The organism is Achromobacter pulmonis, from assembly GCF_021733725.1.
GTDB lineage: Bacteria > Pseudomonadota > Gammaproteobacteria > Burkholderiales > Burkholderiaceae_B > Achromobacter > Achromobacter pulmonis.
Window position 1 is genome coordinate 522,475 of record NZ_JAIFOT010000001.1, and the last position, 23,134, is coordinate 545,608.

At 68.3% G+C, this 23,134-nt stretch carries 17 protein-coding genes and 2 tRNA genes; 10 read left to right on the top strand and 9 right to left on the bottom strand.

What is annotated here, in order from left to right; translation table 11 throughout:
• Positions 1-117: 117 nt before the first annotated feature.
• Positions 118-6,099, bottom strand: a complete 5,982-nt coding sequence (locus K2W61_RS02395) for a DUF3320 domain-containing protein (protein WP_236755006.1) — start codon at positions 6,097-6,099, stop codon at positions 118-120.
• 332 nt (positions 6,100-6,431) lie between these two features.
• On the opposite strand from K2W61_RS02395, the gene K2W61_RS02405 reads away from it, so the two are divergent.
• Positions 6,432-7,364, top strand: a complete 933-nt coding sequence (locus K2W61_RS02405; RefSeq protein ID WP_175131367.1) for a hypothetical protein — start codon at positions 6,432-6,434, stop codon at positions 7,362-7,364.
• A gap of 14 nt (positions 7,365-7,378) precedes the next feature.
• Here the strand turns inward: K2W61_RS02405 and K2W61_RS02410 are convergent, their stop codons facing one another.
• Both K2W61_RS02410 and K2W61_RS02415 read right to left on the bottom strand, forming a co-directional pair.
• Entirely contained in the window at positions 7,379-7,993 is a 615-nt protein-coding gene (locus K2W61_RS02410) for a hypothetical protein (RefSeq protein ID WP_236755007.1), read from the bottom strand.
• A gap of 205 nt (positions 7,994-8,198) precedes the next feature.
• Positions 8,199-8,798: a nitroreductase family protein gene (locus K2W61_RS02415; protein WP_236755008.1), complete on the bottom strand. Its 600-nt coding sequence runs from the start codon at positions 8,796-8,798 to the stop codon at positions 8,199-8,201.
• A gap of 362 nt (positions 8,799-9,160) precedes the next feature.
• On the opposite strand from K2W61_RS02415, the gene K2W61_RS02420 reads away from it, so the two are divergent.
• Positions 9,161-9,976 (top strand): aminotransferase class IV family protein, encoded by an 816-nt coding sequence (locus K2W61_RS02420; RefSeq protein ID WP_236755009.1) that lies wholly within the window; start codon positions 9,161-9,163, stop codon positions 9,974-9,976.
• Positions 9,977-10,201: 225 nt separating this feature from the next.
• A complete protein-coding gene (locus K2W61_RS02425) occupies positions 10,202-10,507 on the top strand; it encodes a hypothetical protein (protein ID WP_175131363.1) in 306 nt (101 codons plus the stop codon).
• A 42-nt stretch (positions 10,508-10,549) separates the two neighbouring features.
• Here the strand turns inward: K2W61_RS02425 and K2W61_RS02430 are convergent, their stop codons facing one another.
• Positions 10,550-12,643 carry a PhoX family protein gene (locus K2W61_RS02430; protein ID WP_175131362.1) on the bottom strand — a complete coding sequence of 698 codons (2,094 nt, stop codon included), beginning with the start codon at positions 12,641-12,643 and terminating at the stop codon, positions 10,550-10,552.
• 283 nt (positions 12,644-12,926) lie between these two features.
• Positions 12,927-13,011: transfer RNA gene (locus K2W61_RS02435), tRNA-Leu, on the bottom strand.
• Between the two features lie 251 nt (positions 13,012-13,262).
• On the opposite strand from K2W61_RS02435, the gene K2W61_RS02440 reads away from it, so the two are divergent.
• A complete protein-coding gene (locus K2W61_RS02440) occupies positions 13,263-13,442 on the top strand; it encodes a hypothetical protein (protein WP_175131361.1) in 180 nt (59 codons plus the stop codon).
• 89 nt (positions 13,443-13,531) lie between these two features.
• Here K2W61_RS02440 and secG read toward each other — a convergent pair whose 3' ends face one another.
• From secG to K2W61_RS02455, 3 genes are all read right to left on the bottom strand, one after another.
• A complete protein-coding gene (gene secG, locus K2W61_RS02445) occupies positions 13,532-14,044 on the bottom strand; it encodes a preprotein translocase subunit SecG (RefSeq protein WP_175131360.1) in 513 nt (170 codons plus the stop codon).
• Between the two features lie 21 nt (positions 14,045-14,065).
• Entirely contained in the window at positions 14,066-14,812 is a 747-nt protein-coding gene (gene tpiA / locus K2W61_RS02450; protein WP_175131359.1) for a triose-phosphate isomerase, read from the bottom strand.
• A 128-nt stretch (positions 14,813-14,940) separates the two neighbouring features.
• Complete coding sequence (locus K2W61_RS02455) at positions 14,941-15,918, bottom strand: NAD(P)H-quinone oxidoreductase (RefSeq protein ID WP_236755010.1); 978 nt, start codon at positions 15,916-15,918, stop codon at positions 14,941-14,943.
• Positions 15,919-16,039: 121 nt separating this feature from the next.
• On the opposite strand from K2W61_RS02455, the gene K2W61_RS02460 reads away from it, so the two are divergent.
• The 3 genes from K2W61_RS02460 to K2W61_RS02470 all read left to right on the top strand — a co-directional run bounded on the left by K2W61_RS02460 (position 16,040) and on the right by K2W61_RS02470 (position 18,932).
• Positions 16,040-16,127, top strand: a tRNA-Ser gene (locus tag K2W61_RS02460).
• Between the two features lie 158 nt (positions 16,128-16,285).
• The gene (locus K2W61_RS02465) at positions 16,286-17,338 is read left to right on the top strand and encodes an RDD family protein (protein WP_236755011.1); all 1,053 of its coding nucleotides are present in this window, start codon (positions 16,286-16,288) and stop codon (positions 17,336-17,338) included.
• A 58-nt stretch (positions 17,339-17,396) separates the two neighbouring features.
• On the top strand, positions 17,397-18,932 hold the full coding sequence (locus K2W61_RS02470; RefSeq protein WP_175140917.1) for a tetratricopeptide repeat protein: 1,536 nt from the start codon (positions 17,397-17,399) through the stop codon (positions 18,930-18,932).
• Positions 18,933-18,975: 43 nt separating this feature from the next.
• Here the strand turns inward: K2W61_RS02470 and K2W61_RS02475 are convergent, their stop codons facing one another.
• The gene (locus tag K2W61_RS02475; RefSeq protein WP_175140918.1) at positions 18,976-19,917 is read right to left on the bottom strand and encodes a LysR substrate-binding domain-containing protein; all 942 of its coding nucleotides are present in this window, start codon (positions 19,915-19,917) and stop codon (positions 18,976-18,978) included.
• A gap of 109 nt (positions 19,918-20,026) precedes the next feature.
• Between K2W61_RS02475 and K2W61_RS02480 the strand changes: the two genes are divergently transcribed.
• The 3 genes from K2W61_RS02480 to K2W61_RS02490 all read left to right on the top strand — a co-directional run bounded on the left by K2W61_RS02480 (position 20,027) and on the right by K2W61_RS02490 (position 22,993).
• Positions 20,027-20,950 carry a carbon-nitrogen hydrolase family protein gene (locus tag K2W61_RS02480; RefSeq protein ID WP_236755012.1) on the top strand — a complete coding sequence of 308 codons (924 nt, stop codon included), beginning with the start codon at positions 20,027-20,029 and terminating at the stop codon, positions 20,948-20,950.
• A gap of 596 nt (positions 20,951-21,546) precedes the next feature.
• Entirely contained in the window at positions 21,547-22,068 is a 522-nt protein-coding gene (locus K2W61_RS02485) for a sigma-70 family RNA polymerase sigma factor (protein WP_175131347.1), read from the top strand.
• A complete protein-coding gene (locus tag K2W61_RS02490; protein WP_236755013.1) occupies positions 22,061-22,993 on the top strand; it encodes a DUF4880 domain-containing protein in 933 nt (310 codons plus the stop codon). The genes K2W61_RS02485 and K2W61_RS02490 overlap by 8 nt, the downstream gene beginning before the upstream one ends.
• Positions 22,994-23,134: the final 141 nt, after the last annotated feature.

Consider the following 23,134-nt stretch of genomic DNA (forward strand, 5'->3'; position numbering starts at 1 on the left):
CGGGCAATTACTTTCTGACACGCACGCGCTCCGGCCGGCGCAACGATGCTGCGCAGTGATGCGGATCTTTGCAGCATTGAGACGCGCCATCCATTGCGATGGCGCGCCCGCGTCGCGTCAATCGACCCGCAGCATGCCGGCCGCTTCGCGCACCCGGCCTTGCGCCAGCAGCGCCGCCAGCGCCAGCCCCAGGCGCGCCTCGGCATCCGCCAGGGTGCGCGACAGGCCCAGCAGGCGGCAAACCGACTTGACCACGTCCGCGCGCGGCGCATTGCCGGTCATGGCCAGCACGCGCAGGATGCCATTGGCCAGTTCCTCCAGGCAGACGTCGTCCACGCGGCGGCGCGTGGCCTCGTCCTCGCCCGCGCCACGAAATCCCGCCCAGGTCGCGGGCTGCGCCTGCGCCGGCCATAGGAAAGTGACCTCGCCTTCGCGGGTGCGGCCAATATCGGCGGGCGTCAGCAGGCGCAAGCGCTCGACGATGCGCGCCCCGGTGCGCTCCAGGCCCCAGGCCCGCGCCACCCGGCGATACAGCACGCTTTCGGGAAGCGGCCCTTCGGTCTCGATCACCTGGCGCAAGTCGGCGCTCAACCGCTCGTTGCTGGCCCGCGCGTAGAACGCCTGCGCGTCGCCCGCCGGCAGGTCGGTCACCGGATAGGTATCGATGCCGCCCGCCGGCTCAGACGGGCCTGGCGGCATGCCGCCCTCGGTGGTGATGGCGAAGGCCACGCCATCGTCCGCCGCGCCCTCTTCTTCGGGCGGGAGTTCGGGTTCCTGCGGCGCCTCCTCCTCTTCCTCTTTACGCGCAAGTTCCGCGTCCAGCCGCGCCAGCAGCTTTTCCTCTTCGCGCCCGGGATTGATCCACCAGTCGGTCGACCAGATCCGGTGCAGGCGCCATCCCAGCCCTTCCAGCACCACCTGGCGCAGGCGGTCGCGGTCGCGCGCGGTGGCGCCGGCGTGATAGGCCCGGCCGTCGCACTCGATGCCGAGCAGGTAGCGTCCCGGCGCGCGCGGATCGACCACGCCCATGTCGATGCGGTAGCCCGAGCAGCCGACCTGCGGATGCACCACCCAGCCGCGCTCGCGCAAGACCTTGATGACCTGCGTCTCGAACGGGCTGTCCGGCTCGCGGCCGCTGGGCAGCGATTGCGCCACCAGCGCGCGCGGCCCCTTCAGGGCGAACTCCAGGTAGTGCTTCAGGTCGCGCACGCCGGCGGCGCGCACGCGCGACAGGTCGATCTGCTCCGGCAGCAGCGTGCTATAGATCACCACGCCTTCGCGGGCCCGCGAAATCGCCACGTTCAGGCGGCGGTGCCCCCCTTCGCCGTTGAGCGGGCCGAAGTTCATCGTCATCTTGCCGGCCGCGTCCGGGCCGTAAGTGATCGAGAAATAAATCACGTCGCGTTCGTCGCCCTGCACGTTCTCCAGGTTCTTGATGAAGAGCGGTTCGCGCCCCTGCGCCGCGATGGCCCTGTCCAGCGCCGCATTGGCGCGGCGGCGCGCGTCCAGCAGGGTCTCGATGAGCGACTGCTGCGGCTGGTTGAACGTCACCACGCCCAGGCTCTGGCGGCGGCGCGCCGGGTCCAGGTAATGCTGCTCGATGCCCTGGACGATGGCATCGGCCTCGGCGCGGTTCGTGCGACTGCCGCCACGGTCGTAGACGCCGGCCACGCGCTCCAGCCGCACCGCCACATCGTCGGTGACCGGCGACGGGAAGGTGATGAGCTGCGAGTCGTAGTAGGTCACGTTGCTGAAGGTGATCAGGCTTTCGTGCCGGCTGCGATAGTGCCACTGCAGGCGCAGGCGGTTCATGTCGGCGCCCAGGCATTCGTCCAGGATGCTTTCCAGGTCTTCCACCAGGCCATCATCGCCGGCGCCATCATCCTCGTTGGCTGATTTGCTGAAGAAACTGGTGGGCGGCAACTGCTTGGTGTCGCCCACCACCACCAGCTGCTGGCCGCGCGCGATGGCGCCGATCGAATCCCACACCGGGATCTGCGAAGCTTCGTCGAACACCACCACATCGAACTGCGAATGGCCGGCATCCAGGTATTGCGCGACCGACAGCGGCGACATCAGCAGGCAGGGCTTGAGCCGGGGCAGCAAAGACGGCAGGCGCTGCATCAACTGGCGCACCGGCACATGGCGCGTCTTCTTTTGCAACTCGCGGCGCAACAGGCCCAGCTCGCTGTCGGGACTGACCAGCACGGCGTTGCTGGCGGGGACCTTGCCCGCCAGCAACGCCGCGATATGGGCGCACGTCAGTTGCTGGAAGCGCTCATCGGCCTCGCGGAACTCGCGGATCTTGCGGTCGTGATCGGCGCTGGAGAACGAACGCAGCAGCGGCGAATGGTCGATGACCTTCTTGACCCACCAATTTCGGTAGCTGAATTCGAAATGGGCCTCGACCCCGGCCAGCGGCACGCGCCCCGATTCCAGCGTCGCGACCAGGCCCTGCAACTGCATGCCGACCGCCTGTTCGCGCGCCTGGCGCCAGACGCACCACGACATCAGGCTCTGCCGATTGAGGCGCCAAGCGGCCAGCACCGCCTGGATGCGTTCGAGCGCGCCGTCATCACCTGGCGCCCCTGCCAGCGGCATGGTGGGCCGCGCCAGCGCCTCCAGCGCGGCAAGCTGGTCGCGCAGCGCGCGCCAGGCATCGCGGGTGTCGAGCAAACGCTGGCAGAGCGGCGCGCCCGGCTGCAGCAAGGCGCGGTTCTCGCCCACCAGCGGCTGCAGGCGCGTGCGCAGCGCGGTGGCCGCGGCCGGATCGCCGGCCATCAGCGTGACCGCTTCGGCAAAACGTTCGGCCCATTGCTCATGGCGCCCAACCTGCTCCCAATCCGTTGCCAGGCCGGCGTAGTCATTCAGCAGCAGGCGCTCGGCGTCGGCCTTCAAGGCCGCCAGTTCACGGTCTTCGGCGTTTACGCGCGCCAGCGGCTCCAGCATGGCGGCGATGGCGGTGTCGTCCGGACGGCGCGCGTCGGCACGATACGCCGCCAGCCGCTTGCGCACGCCGCGCCTGGCGAAGACCGACTTGGGCCACCAGGCGGCGCAGGCGGCCTGCCACTCGGCCCGCAGCGCCGTGGCATCCAGGTCCGCCAGCCGGGCCTGCCAGCCCGTTCCGACCTCGGCCCAGCAGGCATTGCGGGCCAGCCCATGGCGGGCCAGGGCCTGCACCCGCAGGCGCGCGGCCGGATCGTGCGCCTGCGCGGCCAGGCCGGCGGGCACGCGCGGCGCGGCCAGCAAGACATCGATCAGCGTGTCCAGGCGCGCGCAGGCATCCAGGCTCAGCCCGGCGGCCGGCACGCCCAGCTCCGCGCCGGCGGCATCCGCGCACGTTTTGAAAGCCGCCACCGCCTGATCCAGCGCCTGCGCCGCCGCCAGCAGCGCGTCCTGCCAGCTCGGGCTCCACTCGGTCATGCCGATATGCGCCAACGCGTGGCCATGCAGCGTGCCCAACTCGCCGGATAGCGTCGACATGCGCCGCGCCGCCTCGCGCAGCCGCGCCAGGTCTTTTTCATCATGCGACTGGGCATCCGGCCAGAACATGGGCGATGCTTCCTGACCGGCGTGCCGGATGCTGGTTCCGATGGCGTCATAGACCGTCAGGCCATTGGGGTGCCGCTGGTGCAGGGCCTGGACCAGCCCGTTCAGTGCCTGGCGCAGCACGCCCAGGCGCTCGGCTTCGCGGTTCCATTGCTCGCTGGTGCGCTGGCTGCCCAGCTCCAGCGCCTGGCCCAACTGCTGCAGCACCTCGGATTTACGCGCCTTGGACGAATGCAGTTCCAGGCAGAACGGCCCCAGGCCGATCTGGGCCAGGCGGCGATACACCACTTCCAGCGCCGCCATTTTCTCCGAGACGAACAGCACGGTCTTGCCGCGCGCCAGCAGGTGCGCGATCAGGTTGGTGATGGTCTGGCTCTTGCCCGTGCCGGGCGGCCCCTCCAGCACCAGGTCGCGGCCGGCGTCGACCGCGCAGATCGCCTTCAATTGCGAGGAATCCGACAGCAGCGGCGTCAGCAGGTCTTCCGGCCGGTAGTTCTCGTCCAGGCGCTCCAGGCGCGGATCCCAGGGTTCCTGCGCAAAGGCCTGGCCGGGATGGTCGATCAAGTGCCGCACGACGCGGTTGGCCTTGAGCTGGCCGCTGCGGTCCTGCAGGTCCTTCCACATCAGGTACTTGGTGAAGGAGAAAATCCCCAGGTGCACCTGCTCCAGCACCTCCCAGCCGGCGATCTCGCGCACCGCCAGCCGGAACGCCTGCAGCACCCGCGCCACATCCACGCCTTTGTCGTCGCTCGGCAGAACGTCCAGGCCGGGAATGCGCAACTCATACTCGTTGCGCAACATCTGCAGCAAGGTGGGATTGATGATGGTCTCATCGTCGTGGCGCACCAGCCGGAAACCGCTGCGCACCGACTGGCGCTGCAGCGACACCGGCATCAGGATCAGCGGCGCCAGGTGCGCGCTTTCGGCGGCGGCATGCTCGGTCCAGCGCAACATGCCCAGCGCCAGGTACAGGGTGTTGGCGCCGCCCTCTTCCAGGCCGGTGCGTGCGGCGCCGAAAATATTCAACAGGTTGGCGTCCAGCGCCTCCTGCGGCACGCGGGCGATCAGTTCATGATTGGCCAATGCCTCCAGCGCCATGTCGTCCAGCGGCGCGCGGCCGCCGCGGTCGACATGCACCTGCGCCACGCGCGGGTCGCTGCCCTCCATCAAGGCCGCCGGCAGGGGCCGTATGCGGAACTCACTGCCCTCGGCAATGGCATCTTCCAGCCGTGCCAAATCGGGCACCACCAGCGGCAGCGTGGACTTGGTGAGCTTGAAGTTCAGCAGCCGGTTGCGCAGTGTCAGGTCGAGCAGGCGCGACTTCCACCTGGCCAACCGGCCTTCGGGCGTGTCGTCGGCCGGTTCCAGGCTGATGACGAACTCCGGATCCAACGGCGGCAGAGCAGGCATCGGTTCGATGGCGGCGGGCGCTTCGATGGCCGGCGCCGCCTCCGGCGCCAGACCCGCGCCGCGCGACGGCAAGGGCTTGATCTGCAATTCGCGCGCGCGATGCACGTCGATGGCATAGCGGAAGGTATCCGCTTCGCGCAGGTGCGCCGCGCCCTGCTCCAGCGCCAGCCGCAAGGAGGGCCGGAAACTCGGATGCTGGGCGATGCCGGTGGTCTCGAACGCCAGGAACTCGCCGCTGTCCACGCGCTTGCGCACGGCCTGCACATCGTCGGTCAGGGGATCGGGGAAACTCGCCGGATGCAGCCACACCCCCACCCAGGCGTGGCCTTCCTTCATCAGGATCACGGGGCGCAGCCCGGCCTGCTCCAGGCACGACGAGAACAGCATGGCCAGATCCAGGCAGGTGGCCACGCGGGCCTCCAGGATGCGCTCCGGCGTGCGGATCTTCTGGCCATCGACACCGAAGGAGGCCGGCGGCTCGGCGTAATGCAACGCTTCGGCCGCCAGCGTGCTGTAGATGGCCGACACCTGCTGCCACACGACATCGCGGCGCTTGGACTGATAGCCGTTCAGAGTCAGGTCGGCCTGCTGTTCGCGCAGCAGCCGGGCGGCCTTGCCGATCAGCGCATCCACGGCCGGATTGTTGGGCATGGAAAACGCGGCCAGCAATTCCGGCAGGGCGCGCGTGCCGGCCCACTGGTCATAGGCCAGCACGGCCACGGACTGCGTCGCGCGGCCCACTTCCCGGCCGGCCGCCAGCGCCGTGACCTCGATGGCGGCGCGCTGCGCTTCCTGCAGTCCGGCCAGGTAGGCATGGTCAGGCGCCAGGTCCAGCGGCGCAATGCGGCGGATCTCGCCCGGCACCAGCATGTCGAAGCGCAGCCGCGCGCCCTGGGCGAATGCCGGATTGCAGCGGATCGCGATTTCGACGTTCTCGAAGGTCTCTTGCGAGCGATTGGTCAACCGCAGCGACCGCAGCACCGGCACCGCGTTCTGGATCGACGCGTAACCCAGCGTCGGATCGGCCTCGATGTCGATCGTGAGGGCGTCCAGCGCGACCGGCGCCGGGCCGGCCGGTCCGGCGGCATGCGCCGCGCCCTCCTGCAGGGCCAGGGGAGCCAGGTCTTGTCGCTTGTCCATCGATCTCTCTCTGCTCGGTTCATCGCCGTCAACCGGGCACTATAGACGGAAATCGATGGAATATTCGCCGCCTTCCCGACGTCCACACCAGTAGGGCCCGCTGCCGCAACGGCGCCGCGCCCCATCTGCCCATCCGCCGGTCAAACCGAAAAACATCCGGGACTGCAAGGACTTGCTCAAGCCAGGCACCAAGGTCATGGCGATCGCCGGCGCGGGCCAGACCGGCCAGTGGGACGACGTGGCCGGCCGCCTGGCAGCGGCGTTCGGCGCTACGTTCGGCGATAATCAGACACCGCCACGACTCGCGCCCGGTCCGCCCCGAGGCCACGCCCATGCGTATCCACGCCGCCCTGCTGCTCTGCCCCCTGGCCCTTGCCCTGCACACCGCGCTGGCGCGGGCCGACACCCGGGTGCAATCCCTCGACCAGGTGCCCGGCGCCATCAAGACGCAGGACGCCCGCAGGATGTACGACAGCCAGATGAGCGGCGCGCCACAGCCTGATGGCCTGGGCACGCAACTGCCGGCCGGCTTCACCAACGCCTTCCTGTTGCAGCAACTGGCGCCCGGCCGAAACCCGAACCGCCTGCTCCTGGCCGGCGCCAAGGCCTGGCCGCAACGCCCGGGCGCCTATGTAGCGCTGGTGTGCCTGGCGGCCAGCGCCGAGCGCGCCGAACGGCTCAAGCAGTTCGGCGGCGGCGACTGCGCCACCCTGTCGCGCGACCAGGACAACAACGAAGTCTGGATCGGCGTGTTCGAGTCGGTGCCCGGCGCCGCGCCCCGGCTGCTGGCGCGCACCGAGGCCCCGGTGACGACCCCCACCGACTGGAGCGACACCGATATCGACCCGCCCATGGGCCTGACCATGCAGGACGCCGGCGCGCCGATGCTGGCCACGCCCGAAAGCTGGAAACGCTTCGACCTGGCGCCCTACCGGATCGCGCCCGGCAACACGGCATTCGGCCTGCGCGCCGGCTGGAGCGAAGGCTACGCGGGCGGCGGCGCCGACTTCGAGGCGCTGTACCTGTTCCGCCTCGACGGCGCGGCCCTGCGCGTGGTGTTCGCCCAACCCATGGCGTTCGTCAAGAGCATCGCCGGCGACTGGAACCCCGACGGCACGCGTGAACACGACGAATCCGATGCCAGCAATTCCCTGGTGATCCTGCCGGGCAAGACCGCCGGCTACTTCGACATCCAACTGCGCCAGCAGGGCGGCAAATGGAAGCGCACGTTCAGGTGGTCGGCGGCGAAACAGGCTTACGAATAACGGCTCGTGTCGCTTCAGGCCGCATCCACATAATTCGGCTTACCGCCCAGGAATTTCAGCAACGCCTCCGGCTGGCTGACCTGCGCCAGCGGGATGAAATACACCTCGTCCGGCACATCCTGGCGCTGTACCGGAATGATCTGCAGATAATCCGGCGTCAAGGCGATCAACGCGATCTTGTCGTTTTCGTATTCGGACTCGAAATGGCTGCCGTTCTGGTCCAGCACAAAACGCTCGGGATAGAAACGCGCCGTTCCCTTCAGGCTGCTGGCGCCCTTGAAAATCGTCTTGCGGATCATGCGCTTGAGCACCCATTTGGGCGTCGGCTGGCCGCTGCCCAGGCTCTTGATGATGCGGCGGGTTTTGGCGGCGGCAATGAAGCTCAGCGCCATCAACAGCATCACGCTGGCGAAGACGGCGGTATGGGCGCCCACCTTGCCGGTGACCAGTTTCTCGATGCCGACGATGACGATGGACGCCAGGAAGGCGCCATGACGCACCCAGGTCCAGTTGCGTGTTGCTGCCTTGACCACATCGGCGGCGCGCTGGCGTTGTGCCAGCAGATGCGCTTCGAGCGTCTCCAGGGGCAGATCGTAGTCGGCTTGGCTGATGGGTGCGGCGTCGTTCACGGCAGGGCCTTTCTGTATACGGACAAAACCCACGATTATGCCTGCCCGCGGCGCAGGCGCTCGCGCGCCGCGCCGCCTGCGCGGCGTGGCCGGCCCGCCGCCCCGCTCGTAACGCTCCGGCCGCCCAATGAAAAACCCGCAGTCCCCATGCCGGGGACCTGCGGGTTTCGCGATCCGGTCTGGCGCCGCGCGCCAGACGCCCGCATCAACCGACCACGCGGAAACGCTCGGCGTCGTCCATGAAGGCCTTTTCGCCGAAGCCGTTTTCGTTGGAGCCGAACGGCATCTGCGCGCGCAGCTTCCAGCTGGCGGGCACGTTCCATTCACGCGCCACGGCGGCGTCGATCAGCGGATTGTAGTGTTGCAGGCTGGCGCCCACGCCGGCATTGGCCAGCGCGGACCAGACCGACAATTGCGCCATGCCGCCGGCCTGTTCCGACCACACCGGGAAGTTGTCGGCGTACAGGGCGAATTTCTCCTGCAGGCTGCGCACCACGTCCTGGTCTTCGAAGAACAGCACGGTACCCACGCCGGCGGCAAAGCTCTTGAGCTTGGCTTCGGTCTTGTCGAAGCCTTCGGCCGGGGCGACCTTGCGCACTTCCTCGATGGCCAGGTTCCACAGCTTGTCGCTTTCGGCGCCGAACAGGATCACGGCGCGCGAGCTTTGCGAATTGAACGACGAGGGGCTGTGCTTGATCGCTTCCTGGATCAGGGTCGCCAGTTCCTCTTTCGAGGCGGACAGGTTGCGGCCCAGCGAATACTGCGTGCGGCGCTTCTTCAGTGCGTCGAGGTATGCGTTGCTCATGAGGATATGCCTTTCGACTGGTAGATAGAGGGGTAAAGAGTGAGCAAATTCTACTGGCCGGCATCGCGGGCGACCACCGCCGGGCGGCCAAAAAGGGCGATTTTTCGCGGAACAAACTGTTCCAGTTTTGGAGCAAATGCCCTCGGACACCCAGCCGCGTGCGGCGATTGGCGCCCACCTTGGCACCGCCTTGGACAGCGGCGATCTTCAAGCCGCGCTTGAAGATCGCGCAAGAAACATTCGTTTCCCGAAGGCCGCGCGATCCCGGATAGTGAACGCCACAAGCCAGCCGCCTCCGCGGCGGTCCATTCCCCTCACCCGGCTCGTCGCGGCCCGCCACGACGACCTTTCCGGAGCATTCCATGCCGGCAGACACGGCTTCCTTCGTAGTCCAACTGGACGGCCACGCGGCCAGCGCCACCGACCTGGCGCCACTGGCGTTCGCCGGCTACGCCCATTTCACCGCGATGCAGGTGCGCGACCGCCAGGTGCGTGGCCTGGACCTGCACCTGCGGCGCCTGCGCGACGCATCGCTGGCGCTGTACGGCGTGGCCCTGCCGGACGACACGCTGCGCGCCTACCTGCGCCAGGCGATCCAGGCCGGCCCGGCCGACCTGTCCCTGACGGCCACGGTGTACTCGCCGGCCGGCGAATTCACCGTGGCGGGTCCCGAGATCCTGCCGCGGGTACTGGTGCGCACCGCCCCGCCCGCCGACGGCCCCGCCGGCCCCTTGGCGTTGGCCGTCATCGCGCACGAGCGCGTGGTGCCCGCCATCAAGCACGTCGGTGAGACCGCCAAGACCTATTACCTGCGGCAAGCGGCCGCGCAGGGCTACGATGATGTCGCCTTCACTGACCGCCAGGGGCGCCTGAGCGAAGCGTCGATCTGGAACCTGGCGTTCTGGGACGGCGATGCCGTGACGTGGCCCGAGGCCGACATGCTGGCCGGCACCACCCAGGGCATCCTGCAACGCCAATTGACGCGACTGGGCGTGCCGCAGCGCATCCGCGCCATGACGCCGGCCGACATGGCCCGGCAACAGGGCGCGGCGGTTATGAACTCGTGGACCCCGGGCATTGCCGTCAGCCGGATGGGAGACGCGGTGCTCCCCCTGTCGCATGACTTCATCGCGCTGCTGCACCGCGCCTACCAGGCCGAGCCGGCGGCCGCCATGTGAGGCCCGCTGTCGCGCCGGCGGCCTGCCCCTGAGGCCGCGACCGCCTGGCTTGGCTCGACCGCCTGCGACCGGCGGCGCCGGCCGACGCGTGTGCGACGCTGCGCTGCGCACGGCGGCGATGACGGACAGGGCGCTGCGGGAAAGCGGAATATTCCGGAGTGTGGGCAGGTACGTGGGTGGATGAAAATGGTGTCAGACTACGACTTCCCTCACTCGGAGCCTGCCATGCTGAAAGACCGCCGCTTCCTGATCTGGCTGTCCGTATTCGCGCTGGTCACCCTGTCGCATGTGGCACTGCTCTGGCCGCGTAGCCCGGAATATCCGTCCATTGGCGGCGGTGGCTATGACCTGTCGGGCTTCGTCTACACGCTTACCCTGCTCGCCTTCACCGGCATCTGGTCGCTCATCGCGCTGCTGGTGGCTTTTGGCCGCAACGAGGCCGCGGCGGCCCGGCGCGCCTACTGGCTGGCGGGCATCGGCGCGGCGGCCTTCGTGGTGGCGGCCATGTTGTTCGGCCACCACCTGCATTGAGGGCGGCGGGCGCGCGGTCCGCCGCCCTCTTGCGCAGTGCCGTCAGGTACCGACGGCGCTGCCGTCCTGCTTCCAGATCACCACGGTGGCCGGACGCGGCCGGCTGGCAGTGGCGTCGTCGGGCCACTTGGACGCCATCAGCGGGTTGTTCTGCGCATCCGTCACGCTCGGGCCTTCGCCCGGGTGCTGGATGTTGATGAACAGATACTTCTGGTCGGGCGTCCAGGTCAGCCCGGTCACTTCGCAACCGATCGGACCGGTCATGAAGCGGCGGATTTCCTTGGTGGCCGGATTGGCGACCAGCATCTGGTTATTACCCTGGCCGGCGTAGGCGCCGGTATTGGAGTAATTGCCGTCCGTCTCGATCCACAGCAGGCCGCGCTTGTCGAAGGCCAGGCCATCCGGGCTGTTGAAGGTGTTGTCCGCGGTGATGTTGGCCGAGCCGCTGCGCAGATCGGTGCGCGGGTACAGCGTCGGGTTGCCCGCCAGCACGAAAATATCCCATTCAAAGGTGAGCGACGCCGGGTCGCCGTTCTGCTCGCGCCAGCGCACGATCTGGCCGTACTGGTTGGCGGTACGCGGATTGGCGTCGTCGGCGCCCGGATGCTGGGGACCGCCCGGGTAGCGGGTGCCGCCGCCGCCGCGCGCGCTATTGTTGGTCAGCGTGACATATGCTTCGCGGGTGGTCGGATGGGTGGTGATCCACTCGGGCCGGTCCATTGGCGTGGCGCCCACGGCGTCGGCGGCCTGACGGGTCTTGACCAGCAGCTCGCCCATGTCCTGGTTGAACAGCGCGCCCAGCGTGCCGCCTGCCTGCGCCGGGGTGTCGAGCTTGAGTGGAATCCACTCGCCCACGCCCATGGCGTCGCCCTGCGCGGCGCCGTCCAGGAAACGCGCAACATACAGCGTGCCCTTGTCCAGCAACAGGCGGTTCAGCGCCGGGCGGGCTGGATCATACTTGCCGTCGGAGACGAACTTGTAGATGTACTCGCTGACCTGGTCGTCGCCCATGTAGACCACCACGCGCTTGTCGTCGGCCAGGGTCAGGGCGGCGTTCTCATGCTTGAATCGGCCCAACGCGGTCAGCTTCTTGGGCGTGGAGTTGGGATCGAACGGATCGATTTCCACCACCCAGCCGCAACGGTTGTATTCATTGGGTTCCAGCGCCCAGTTGAAGCGGTCGTCGTAATGGTCCCAACGGTACGAACCGCTGGAGGTCTTGCCCGCGCCCTTGTAGCGCTCCATGTGCGCCTGGTACTCGGCATCCGGGTAGTTCACGGTGGTCGGGTCGGCCGTGCCGACGCCGAAGTAGTCGGTGAAATTCTCTTCGCACGTCAGGTAGGTATTCCACAGCGTGTAGCCGTTGCCGCAATTGCCAAACGTGCCGAAGCAGCGCGTGCCCGACGGATCGGCGTTGGTGCGGACCAGGCGATTGCCCGCGGCCGGCCCCACCAGTTGCATGGCGACGGTGGCATTGACGCTGCGGTTGAAAGGCGAATCCAGCACCGGCTCCCACTGGCCATTGCTCAGGCGCAGATGGCGCACCGACACGCCGTGCGCATGTTGTGACTTGCGCACCCAGTCCAGATTCCACTGTGCATTGCCGGGCTGCACGCCAACGGGATAGAAGTACTCCGGCGTGGTGTATTCGTGGTTGGTGACCATCAGGCCTTCCACGCTGCTGCCGTTGGCGCTGTCGGTGCCATCTATCGGAAAGAAATGCATGCCGTCGTGGTTGTAGCCGAGCTGGCGCGCCTGATCGTCGCCGCCATTGCTGGCATCGGCCTTGAAGGCCGGCGCACCAGCGAACAGCGGATCGCCCCAACGGTTGATCACCGCGAACTGGTAGCCCTCGGGCACCACCACGGTATCGGCCGTGCTGATCGGCACCGCCTTGAAATTCAGTGCGACCGGCTTGGACGGATTTTCCCCGCCGGGCGTGGCGCCGGACGAATCGCCATCACCATCATCATCGCCGCCACAGGCGGTCAGGCCCGCGCCCATGAAGCCGACGGCGCCAGCGCCCAGGCCCGCCTTGAGAAAGCCCCGGCGCGACACCGCGCGGCGCACCACTTCATTGAAATGCACGGCCTGGGAAGGGTTGGACGCGATGTCGTCCTGATCCGAAGAGCTCATCAGTTTTTCCTGTCATTGTCGGTGTTCTCGACTGGCACACCCGCGAGCCAGCCTGGCGGCATCATCGTTCCCGAACATGACGCAGCAATAACAGCAAAATGAAAGGTTTATGAACAAAAGCTGAATACCATTGGCGGCATCAGGATGGCATGGCTATCGAGGCGGCGCACCGGGCTGGCGAGCCCAGAGGGGCGCCAGCTGGCACAGGCTTCGCCGCAGTGCGCTGGCCAAGCAAAACGCCCGCTGGAACTTGCGTTCCAGCGGGCGTTTTACAAGGAATTCCTGGTGCCGACGGCGAGACTCGAACTCGCACAGCTTTCGCCACTACCCCCTCAAGATAGCGTGTCTACCAATTTCACCACGTCGGCGGCTTTGACCAGAAAAGGCGTGCTTTCCTGGAAAGTCGAACATTCTATCACGTAATTACCGATAGGCGTAAATCTGTCGCTGGCATCACACTGTCATCTCGGCCGGCGATACTGGCAACGCCATGCCGCCCCGGCGATTGCCCCCGGATATCCATATGCACGGGAAGTCGTTGGCGCGCATGCCGGGCAGGCTTACGATGCCAGCCATACACAACAAACAGGGCCCCAGAGGCCCACGGAAGGGCTCCACCATGCAACGCTTGATATCCCCGATCCTGACCCGCCGCCCCACGCTGCTCGCCGGCCCGCGCAGCGCACGCCGCTATGATGCCGTCGTGTCCCTGCGAGCCTACCGCGAAGCACGCCAGTGGCGCGAATCCGCCCAGCGCATCCTCGCCGTATCCGCGCGCCACATGTTGCCGGGCGCCTGAGCGCGCCAGGCGCGGCGATGAGATTGCCGCGCGGTTTGTACGAAAAAAAAGCCGGCTGACGCCGGCTTTTTTCATGCTGATACGGGCCCTTACTTGGCCGGGGTTTCAGCCGGCTTGTCGCCCGCGGCAGGCGCGGCGGCCGGGGCCGACGGCACCGACGCATCCGGCTTGGGCGCGGCCGCCGGGGCGGGAACCGAGGCGGCGCCCGGGACCGACGAGGCGGCGCCCGGCACGGACGAAGCGCCCGGGACCGACGACGCACCGCCGCCTTGCGGCGCGGGCGCAGCGCCCGGCACTTGCGGCACGGAGCGGTCGGCCGGGAAGTTCTGCATCACGCCCGAATCGACGGCCGTGGCGCTCGACCCCTTGTGGCTGACATAAGCCAGGCCGGCCGTGGACGCGAAGAAGACCACCGCCGCCCACTTGGTGGCGCGCGACAGGAAATTGGCCGCGCCGGTGGCGCCGAACAGGCTGCCCGCCGAGCCGCTGCCGAAGGCGGACCCCATGTCGGCGCCTTTGCCCTGCTGCAGCAGGACCAGCACGATGATAGCCAGCGCCGAAATTACTTGGACGGCCAGCAGAAGTTTGAGCATCAAGGGCATTACAGACTCCGGAACGGAAACTTAGATGGCGGCGATTCGCAAAAATTCTTCGGCCACGAGCGAGGCGCCGCCGACCAGGGCGCCGTCGATATCAGGCATGGCGAACAAACTGGCGGCATTGGCAGCCTTGACGCTGCCGCCGTACAAAACCTGTACCTGGGCCGCGCCCAGCGCGGCCAGGGCGGCGCGGATGGCGCCATGGACTTCCTGCGCCTGCTCGGGGCTGGCGGTGCGGCCGGTGCCAATGGCCCAGACGGGTTCGTAGGCCAGCACCATGCGCGACACGGCCTCGGCGCCCAGCGCCAGCACCGGCTTGAGCTGGCGCTCGATCACGGCCAGCGTGTCGCCGGCTTCGCGGTCAGCCAGGGACTCGCCCACGCAGACCACCGGCGTCAGGCCGGCGGCCAGGGCCGCGCGGGCCTTGTCGGCGACCATCTGGTCGGTTTCGCCGTGCAGCACGCGGCGCTCGGAATGGCCAGCCAGCGCATAGCGGCAGCCGAATTCCTTGAGCATGGCGCCCGCGACTTCGCCCGTATAGGCGCCCTTGTCGTGGGCGCTGACGTCCTGCGCGCCCCACGACACGGCGCTGCCGGTCAGGGCCGAGGCGGCCTGGGCCAGATACGGAAACGGAACGCAGACACCGATCTCGCAATGGCTGGCGGCATCCGCGGCGCGCAGTTCGGTCAGCAACGCGGCATTCTCGGCCAGGTTGCCGTGCATCTTCCAGTTGCCCAGCACGAGGCGGGCGCGGTGTTCGACTGAAGTCATGGCGCAAATGTCAGAGTGGGTGAACCCGGGGGAAAAGCACCCGCCCACGGGCTGGCCTGGAAATAATTCCAGGCGAAACCCGTGATTGTATCCTGTTGCGCGGCCGCGCGCCGAACACCGCGCGTTTCTTACATCGTCAGGATGATTTTGCCGATGTTCTCGCCGCTTTCCATCATGGCATGGGCTTGGGCAGCCTGGGCCAAGGGGAAGGTGGCGTGGACGATCGGCTTGATCGCGCCCTGCTCCAGCAGCGGCCAGGCGCGCTCGCGCAGCGCCTGGGCAATGGCGCCCTTGAACGCCACCGGGCGCGGCCGCAGGGTCGAACCGGTGATGGTCAGGCGGCGGCGCATGACCTGGCTGGTATCCACGGCGGCCTGGGCCCCGCCCAACTGGGCGATGATGACGATGCGGCCATCGTCGGCCAGGCATTGCATGTCGCGGGCGATGTAGTCGCCGGCCACCATGTCCAGGATCACGTCGACGCCACGGCCGCCGGTGGCGTCCTTCACTTCCTTGACGAAGTCCTGCGTCTTGTAATTGATGCCGCGCGCGGCGCCCAGGGCTTCCACCGCGCGGGCGCGTTCATCGCTGCCGACCGTGGCGTAGACCGTGTTCCCCATGGCGCGGGCCAGCTGGATGGCCGTGGTGCCGATGCCGCTGGCGCCGCCGTGCACCAGCAGGATCTCGCCGTCGGCCAGGCTGCCGCGATCGAACACGTTGCTCCAGACGGTGAAGTAGGTTTCCGGCAGGCCGGCCGCTTCGATCTCGGACAGGCCCTTGGGGATCGGCAGGCACTGGGCGGCCGGCGCGACGCAGTATTCGGCATAGCCGCCGCCCGCCACCAGGGCGCACACCTTGTCGCCCAGCGCGAAACCGCTGCCGGCCAGGTCGCCGCCCACGATTTCACCCGCCACTTCCAGGCCCGGCAGGTCGGATGCCCCCGGCGGCGGCGCGTAGTTGCCCTTGCGCTGGAACACGTCAGGACGGTTGACGCCCGCGGCGCTGACCTTGATCAGAACTTCCCCCTTGCCGGCTTCGGGCGTAGGGCGTTCGGCGGGAACCAGGACCTCGGGGCCGCCCGGGCGTGAGATTTCTATACAGTGCATCGCGTGCCTCCTTCGCAGCAAATGGATTATTATTGCGCCCTTTACGGCAGGTCGCGTGTTCGCCGGGTAGAGTGTTTGCCTGGCGGCCGGATTGCCGCCGCCGCAGTAAAGCGGGACGCCAGGAAGCGTGGCAGAGTGGTCGATTGCACCGGTCTTGAAAACCGGCAACGGGCAACCGTTCGTGAGTTCGAATCTCACCGCTTCCGCCAAGGAACCGTTCCCCGCCCATTGGCAGCAATGGGCACGCGCCGCGCCTGTCGAGGCCGGTGCGCCAGCCCATGCTCTCCAGCATGGGCGTAGCCCACGATGCCCGCCCGCGCGACCGAGGCCACTCCCCATCGCCCCCGACCGGAACGTGACTTGCAACATGCAGTGCCCCAAATGCAATTGGCAGAACCCGGCCTCCCATACCCACTGCTTCAGCTGCCATGCGCCCCTGCCCGCGCCGGCGGCGCCGCGCGAACCGCGCGCCGCGAACGTGCCCGTCATCCCCGGCATCTGGCCGCGGCTGACCGCGAGCATGGTCGACGCGGCCACGATGATCGCGGCCATGTTCGCGTTCTCTTGGGCCGCCAGCCTCAGCTACGAAACGCTGCGGGGCCAGCCAGCCCCCCTGCCGCTCAGTCTCACGGCCGGCCTGATCGGCTTGTTGCTGCCCGCCTTGATGGACGCCTGGAGTAGCGGCTCACCCGGCAAACGGCTGTTCAAACAGCGCGTGGTCGCGCGCAATGGGCAAAGCCCCGGCCTGTTGCGATCCCTCTGGCGGCACCTGTTGAAATTCCCCCTGAATCTGGCGTTACCCGGCGTGTTCCATCACATCCAGCAAGCCATTTTCGGCGACCGCGCCCTGCATAACTGGGCTGCCGGCACCTACGTGGTGTCCAGCCAGGCCGACCCGCGACGGGTGCAGGCCGCCCTGGCCCAGGCCCGCCCGATCAGTGGCGCCGGCAAATTCCTGCTGTTCACCGCCGGCGCGGTGGTGCTGCTGCTGGCCGGCTTCGTGCTGGCCGCCCTGACCCTGGGCCCGCGCGATGCCGACAGCCCCCTGGCGGCCGATGTGCGGCGGCTCGACCGGGTGTCGCAACCGGTCAGGATGCTCGCGGAAAACCACTACCGCAGTACCGGCAAGTTCGCCGCGACGCTGCAGGCGCTGGGCGTGACGCGGGAATCGCTGGCCGCCAGCGGCTTTTCGGACTTGGAACTGAACCCGGTCAATGGCGTGCTGCGCTTCACCATCGCCGCGCCGGCCGGTATCGACGACACCTTCCCCCTGGCCGGCAAGCACCTGGTCTACCTGCCCGAACTGCGTGCCGAACGCAAAGGCGGCGGCATCCGGCGCTGGCAATGCGGCAGCGATGACATCGCCCCGAACGACCGCCCTTACCACTGCCGCCATGCGGCCGGCGCCGCGGCGCACTGATGCCCGCGCGCCCGATGCGGCGCCGCCCCACCGCCAGCGCGCTCACCAAGGAATCTGCTTGTCCAGCCTGATCGAATCCATCCTGCGCGCCGAAGACGGCGACGACTCGCCGCTCATGCTTGCGCTGTGCGACCGGGGCCTGCGCGAACAGCCCGACCGCGCCGTGATCTGGGCGTTGCGCGCGCGCTGCCACGCCACGAGCGGCGCCGGCGCCGCCCGCGATACCGACCTGGCGCGAGCGCTGGCACTCGACCCCTATTGCCCGGAAGCCGTCGGCGTGCAGGCCATGGCCTGCTATGACAAAGGAGACCGGCAAGAGGCCTGGCGCCTGCTGCGCGCCGCCGACCAGCGCGCGCCCGGACATTTCGGACTGCTGATGGCCCAAGCCTATCTGCTGATCAATGACCGCCGCCTGCAGGACGCCATCGATTGCTGGACCCACGCAATCCAGCGCCGCCCGCAAGCCGCCGCGCCGCATTGCTATATCGCCTCCAACCTGGCCAATGCCGGTCGCCACAACGAAGCCGTGCCGTACTTCGAGCGCGCCGTGGCGCTCGCGCCAGGCAGCGGCCGCTTCATGTATGACGCCGGCAACACCTATCGCCGCCTGGGCGACCTGCGCCAAGCCATCGCCATGTTCGACCGCGCCCGCGCGATCCTGGGCGAAGAAAACGCCATCCAGCACAACCGCGCCTCGTGCCTGCAGGCGCTGGGACGCGATGCCGATGCGGTGGAGGAATGGACCAGCCTGCTGCGCCGCGAACCCGACTGGGATTGGCCCCTGGAAGGCAAAGCCCGCTCGCTGCATCGCCTGGGCCGGGCCGACGAGGCCGCACCGCTTTGGCAACGGCTGGATGCGCTGTCGGACAGCGGCTGGGAAGGCCGCAAGGAGCAGGCCCGGGAATTCGTCCGCAGCGGGCATCCGGAACTGGCGCAGCAGGCCTTGCGCGGCCTGGATCCGCTGACCAGCGGCGATGCCCAATTGCTGTTCGTGGCCGGCAATGCGCAGCGCGACCTGCGCCAATGGGAACAGGCCCTGGCGTACTACCTGCGAGGCTACGAACTGGCGCCGGACAACGACTTTCTGCCCGGCAACGCCGCCGACATGCTCAACCGCCTGGAACGCTACGGTGAGGCCTTGCCCCTGTCGGAAGTCGCAATCTCGCTGGATCCCGATTGGCTGAAGTGGCGCCGCGTCCGCATCGACGCCTTGACGCACCTGGGGCGCGGCGCGGAGGCCGTCGCGGATGCCGAACGCGCGCTGCAGCGTTGGCCCGACGACAGCATGCTGCAGGCCGACGCCGTCAATGCCCTGCTGGCCGCCGAGCGTCACGACGACGCGCTGGCCGCGTGCGAACGGCTGATCGCGATGGACCCCGAATTCCGCAGCTGGGCCTTGTTCTCGCGTGGCGAGATCTACGGCGCCATGAAACGCCATGCGCAATCCGCGGCGGCTTTCCGCCAGGCCGCCGCGGCCTACCAACAGAACGGCAAGCCCCAGTACCAGCAACTGTCCTTGGACAAGGCCCTGGCGGCCGAGCAGGCAGCCAGCACGCCGCGGAGCCTGCTGGGCCGACTTTTCGGCCGCAAATAGGCATCACCAACGGCTTGGCGCGCGGCCTTGCGGCAGGGGCGTGTCAGGCCCCTGCGGGCGCCGCCGTCCAGCGATAGCCTTGCAGCAGGCCCAGCAGGCAATGCCGGACCGCGGCCACCGCCTCGTCACGCAGCGCGTCGGCGCGCCAGCCCATCTCGATGGCATAGCCCGGCATCGCCACCGGACACGGCAGCAGCCGCAGGCCGGTGACCTGCGCCAGCCCGCGCGCGGCATGGGTCGGCAGGGTGGCGAGCGCATCACCGCCGCGCAGCAGAAAAGCCAGCGCCGAAAAATGCGTGGTGGCCGCCAGTACCCGGCGCTTCAACCCCAGCCCGTGCAGCACTTCATCGACCACGCCGATGAAACCACCGGATGAAACCAGCACGTGCGGCCGAGCCGTGAAGTCCGCCAGCGACAGCCCGCCCCGATCCTGCGGCAGGCTGGCCGGGTCGACCAGGCAGGCATAGCCGCCCTGCCCCACGGTCACGCGTTGCAGCGCCGGCGCGGTCAGGCCGCCGGACGCGATCACCAGATCGACCTCGCGCGCCATCAGCATGTCGGCCGCCAGGCGGCTGTGGGTCTGGCGGAAAATCAGGCGCAGGCCCGGCGCGGCCGTGGCCAACGCCGCGATCGCCTCGCGGCCCAGCGCGATCTCGAAATCGTCCGACAGGCCCAGCGTGACTGAACGTCCGGCAAAGCCGGCCTCCCCCGGGCGGGCCAGCGACAGGCTCTGGCGGCATTTGTCCAGCGCTTCGCCAATGATCGGGCGCAATTCCCGCGCCCGCCGGCTGGGCGCAAGACCCCGGCCGGTGCGCACGAACAGCGGGTCGGCATACACGAGGCGCAGCCGCGCCAGCGCCGCGCTGACGGCTGACTGTGTCAGGCCCAGCCGTAACGCCGCGCGACCGGCGCCGCCTTCGTCGTAGATCGCTTCGAACACCTTGAGCAGGTTCAGATCGGTCGATTCGATATCGATATCACTCATATCACTTATTGCCAGATGGGATTGATTGATTTTAGGCGCGCCCCGACACTGAAACCTGTCGCCACGCGCGCCCGCTAACCCCTATCCCACTTCCCCGCAAGGAATCCCCATGGCCGCCAAGACCGTCGCCGCACTGCAGATCGGCGCCTCGCCCGAGGGCAAGGAACACACCCTGGAACGCATCCTCGCATTCGAGGCCGCGATCATCGATGCCGACGCCACGCTGGTGGTCATGCCCGAAGCCCTGCTGGGCGGCTACCCCAAGGGTGAAATCTTCGGCACCCGGCTCGGCTATCGCCTGCCCGAAGGGCGCGAGGCCTACGCCCGCTACTTCCAGAACGCCATCGACGTGCCCGGCCCCGAGACCGACGCGCTGGCCGGGCTGTCGCACCGCACCGGCGCCAGCCTGGTGATCGGCGTGATCGAACGCGCCGGCAGCACCCTGTATTGCAGCGCCCTCTACTTCGATCCCGCCACCGGCCTGGCGGGCAAGCACCGCAAGCTCATGCCCACCGGCACCGAACGCCTGATCTGGGGCCAGGGCGACGGCTCCACCCTACCCGTCCTGGAAACGCCAGCCGGCCGCATCGGCGGCGCCATCTGCTGGGAAAACCACATGCCGCTGCTGCGCACCGCCATGTACGCCAAGGGCGTGCAGATCTGGTGCGCGCCCACCGTCGACGAACGCGACATCTGGCAATGCTCGATGCGCCACATCGCCCACGAAGGGCGCTGCTTCGTCATCAGCGCCTGCCAGGTACAGCCTGCGCCCGCGGAACTGGGCGTGGAGGTGCCCGGCTGGGCGCCGCAACGCCCGCTCATCAATGGCGGCTCGCTCATCGTCGGCCCGCTGGGCGACGTGCTGGCCGGCCCGCTGCATGGCCAGACCGGCCTGTTGACCGCCTCTGTCGATGTCGACGACCTGGTGCGCGCCCGCTATGACTTCGACGTGGTGGGCCACTACGCGCGGCCCGACATCTTCACGTTGGAGGTGGATGAACGCGCGCGCCAGACCGTGCGTTTCAGCGGCTGATTTCCGCCGGCCAGCCCCTGGCCGGGCGTGAGACGCCCGGCTGCAGTGGTATAGTCACGGCCGCTGGATACCCATGCCGCGCCCGCGCGGTTCACCCGGTATCCCATTGCCGCCCCGCCAGCGGGGTCCGCAATGCCCGAGTGGTGAAATTGGTAGACACAAGGGACTTGAATCCATTTGAGCCCTCCGGAGGAAACTCCAGAGGTGTAGCCCGTCAAACTCGGCGAATGCCCTGGACCCGTTCCGAGCCAACGCCGAGCCAAGCCCGGTTCGCGAGAACCGGGAAGGTGTAGAGAGCAGACGGCGGGCACCTAAGGCCGCAAGGCTAAGGTGAAGGCGTGCTCCAGACCACGAACGGCGCCCCGCGCGCCGGCGGCGAAAGCCGAAGTGGTACGAAAATCCCTCGGCCGCAAGGCCGTACCGGTTCGATTCCGGTCTCGGGCACCATCGCACGCCTCCGTCGGCCCGCGCTTGCGCGTCCTTGCCGCCCCCATTCCTCTTCCCCCGTGGACATCCGGCCCTGGCCCGCTTTCCAGGCAGGCACGCTAAATATAGAATTGCGTCTGATTCCTATTCGCAAATCTTTTTTCATCATCGTGCAAGCGCCCTCAAATCCTGCGGCGGCCGATCCCAACCTGGTCGCGTCGATGTACCGCGAACACCACGCCTGGCTGTTCGCCTTCATGCGGCGCCAGACGGGCGGACACCCGGCCGACGCCTGGGACCTGGTGCAGGACACCTTCGAACGCCTGCTGCGCCAGACCTACCTGGAATCGCGCGGCTGGAACCGCGGCTACCTGGCCACCATCGCCCGCCGCCTGCTGATCGACCGCCACCGGCGCCGCGAACTGGAGACCGCTTACCTGGCCGCGCTGGCGCAACAGCCCGAGCCGCTCTCCCCGTCGCCCGAAATGCTGGCCCAGGTGTCGCAGCAACTGCTGGCCGTGTGCGCGGTGCTGGACCGCATGCCGCGGCGCATGCGCGAAGTGTTCCTGCTGGCGCGCCTCCAGGGCCTGTCCTACGAGGCGATCGCGAGCCGTCTGCATATCACGGTCAACGTGGTGCAGAAAGACATGGTCCAGGGTTGGCAACGCCTTTATCACGCGCTCGATGTCTAGGCGCCAGCCCGACGTGGTCGCGCAGGCCGCCGGCTGGCTGGTGCGCCTGGAACAGGACGGCAGCGCCGCCACGCGGCAGGCTTGGCAGCGCTGGTACGAAGCGTCGCCCTCGCACGCCAAGGTCTGGCGGCGCTTCGCGCTGCTGCAGGATGCCGTGCCCGCGAGCGGCGACGCCGCTGCCGCCGCGCTCGGGGCCATCGACTTTCGCCACGCGCGCCGGCGCACGCTCAAACTGCTGGCGGCCGGCGCCGGGATCGCGGTGGGCAGCCCGCTGCTCTATCGCCAGGCACAGGGAGCCGGCTGGTTCGCGGCCTACCGCAGCGCAACCGGCGAACAGCGCAACCTGGCGCTAAACGACAAAGTGGCGTTGATGATGAACACCGGCACCGCGCTGGACCTGAGGCAGGACGAACGCGGCCTGGACATCGAACTGCACGACGGCGAGATCATGCTGGACACCCGCGCCGCTGACTCGGCGCTGCGCGTGCTGACCCGCGGCGGCTGCATCGTGCCGACGCGCGCGCACCTGGCGGTGCGCGCGCAAGGCCCGCTGACGCGCGTGGCGCTCGATGCGGGAGAGGCCGTCCTCACCACCCGAGGCGATCTCAGCCTGAACCTGCGCGCAGGCGACGTGCGCCGCTTCTCGGCGCACCGCATCGAAGACGAGGCCGGTTGGGCCGGGCGCGAGTTCGCCTGGGTGCACGGCATGCTGATCGCCGACGATATGCCGCTGGCGGCGTTTCTCGCGGAACTGGCGCGCTATCGGCCGGGCCTGGTCCAATGCGACGCGCGCGTGGCCGCCCTGCGCGTGAACGGCAGTTTCCGCCTCCAGGATACGGACCAGGTCCTGGAGGCGCTGGCCGTCACGTTGGGCCTGCGGGTGCGGTATCGCACGCGCTACTGGGTCCGTGTCGAACCGGCCTGATTCTGAAACAACATGTAAATATCCGGCAGGTTCCCGACGCCCGCTCGTTAGGACAAGTTGAAGCCCGCTGCGCGGGCCCCAACCGAAGAACCCATACCGATGTCCCAACGACTCTCTCCTGACGGCGGCCGGATCCGCCGC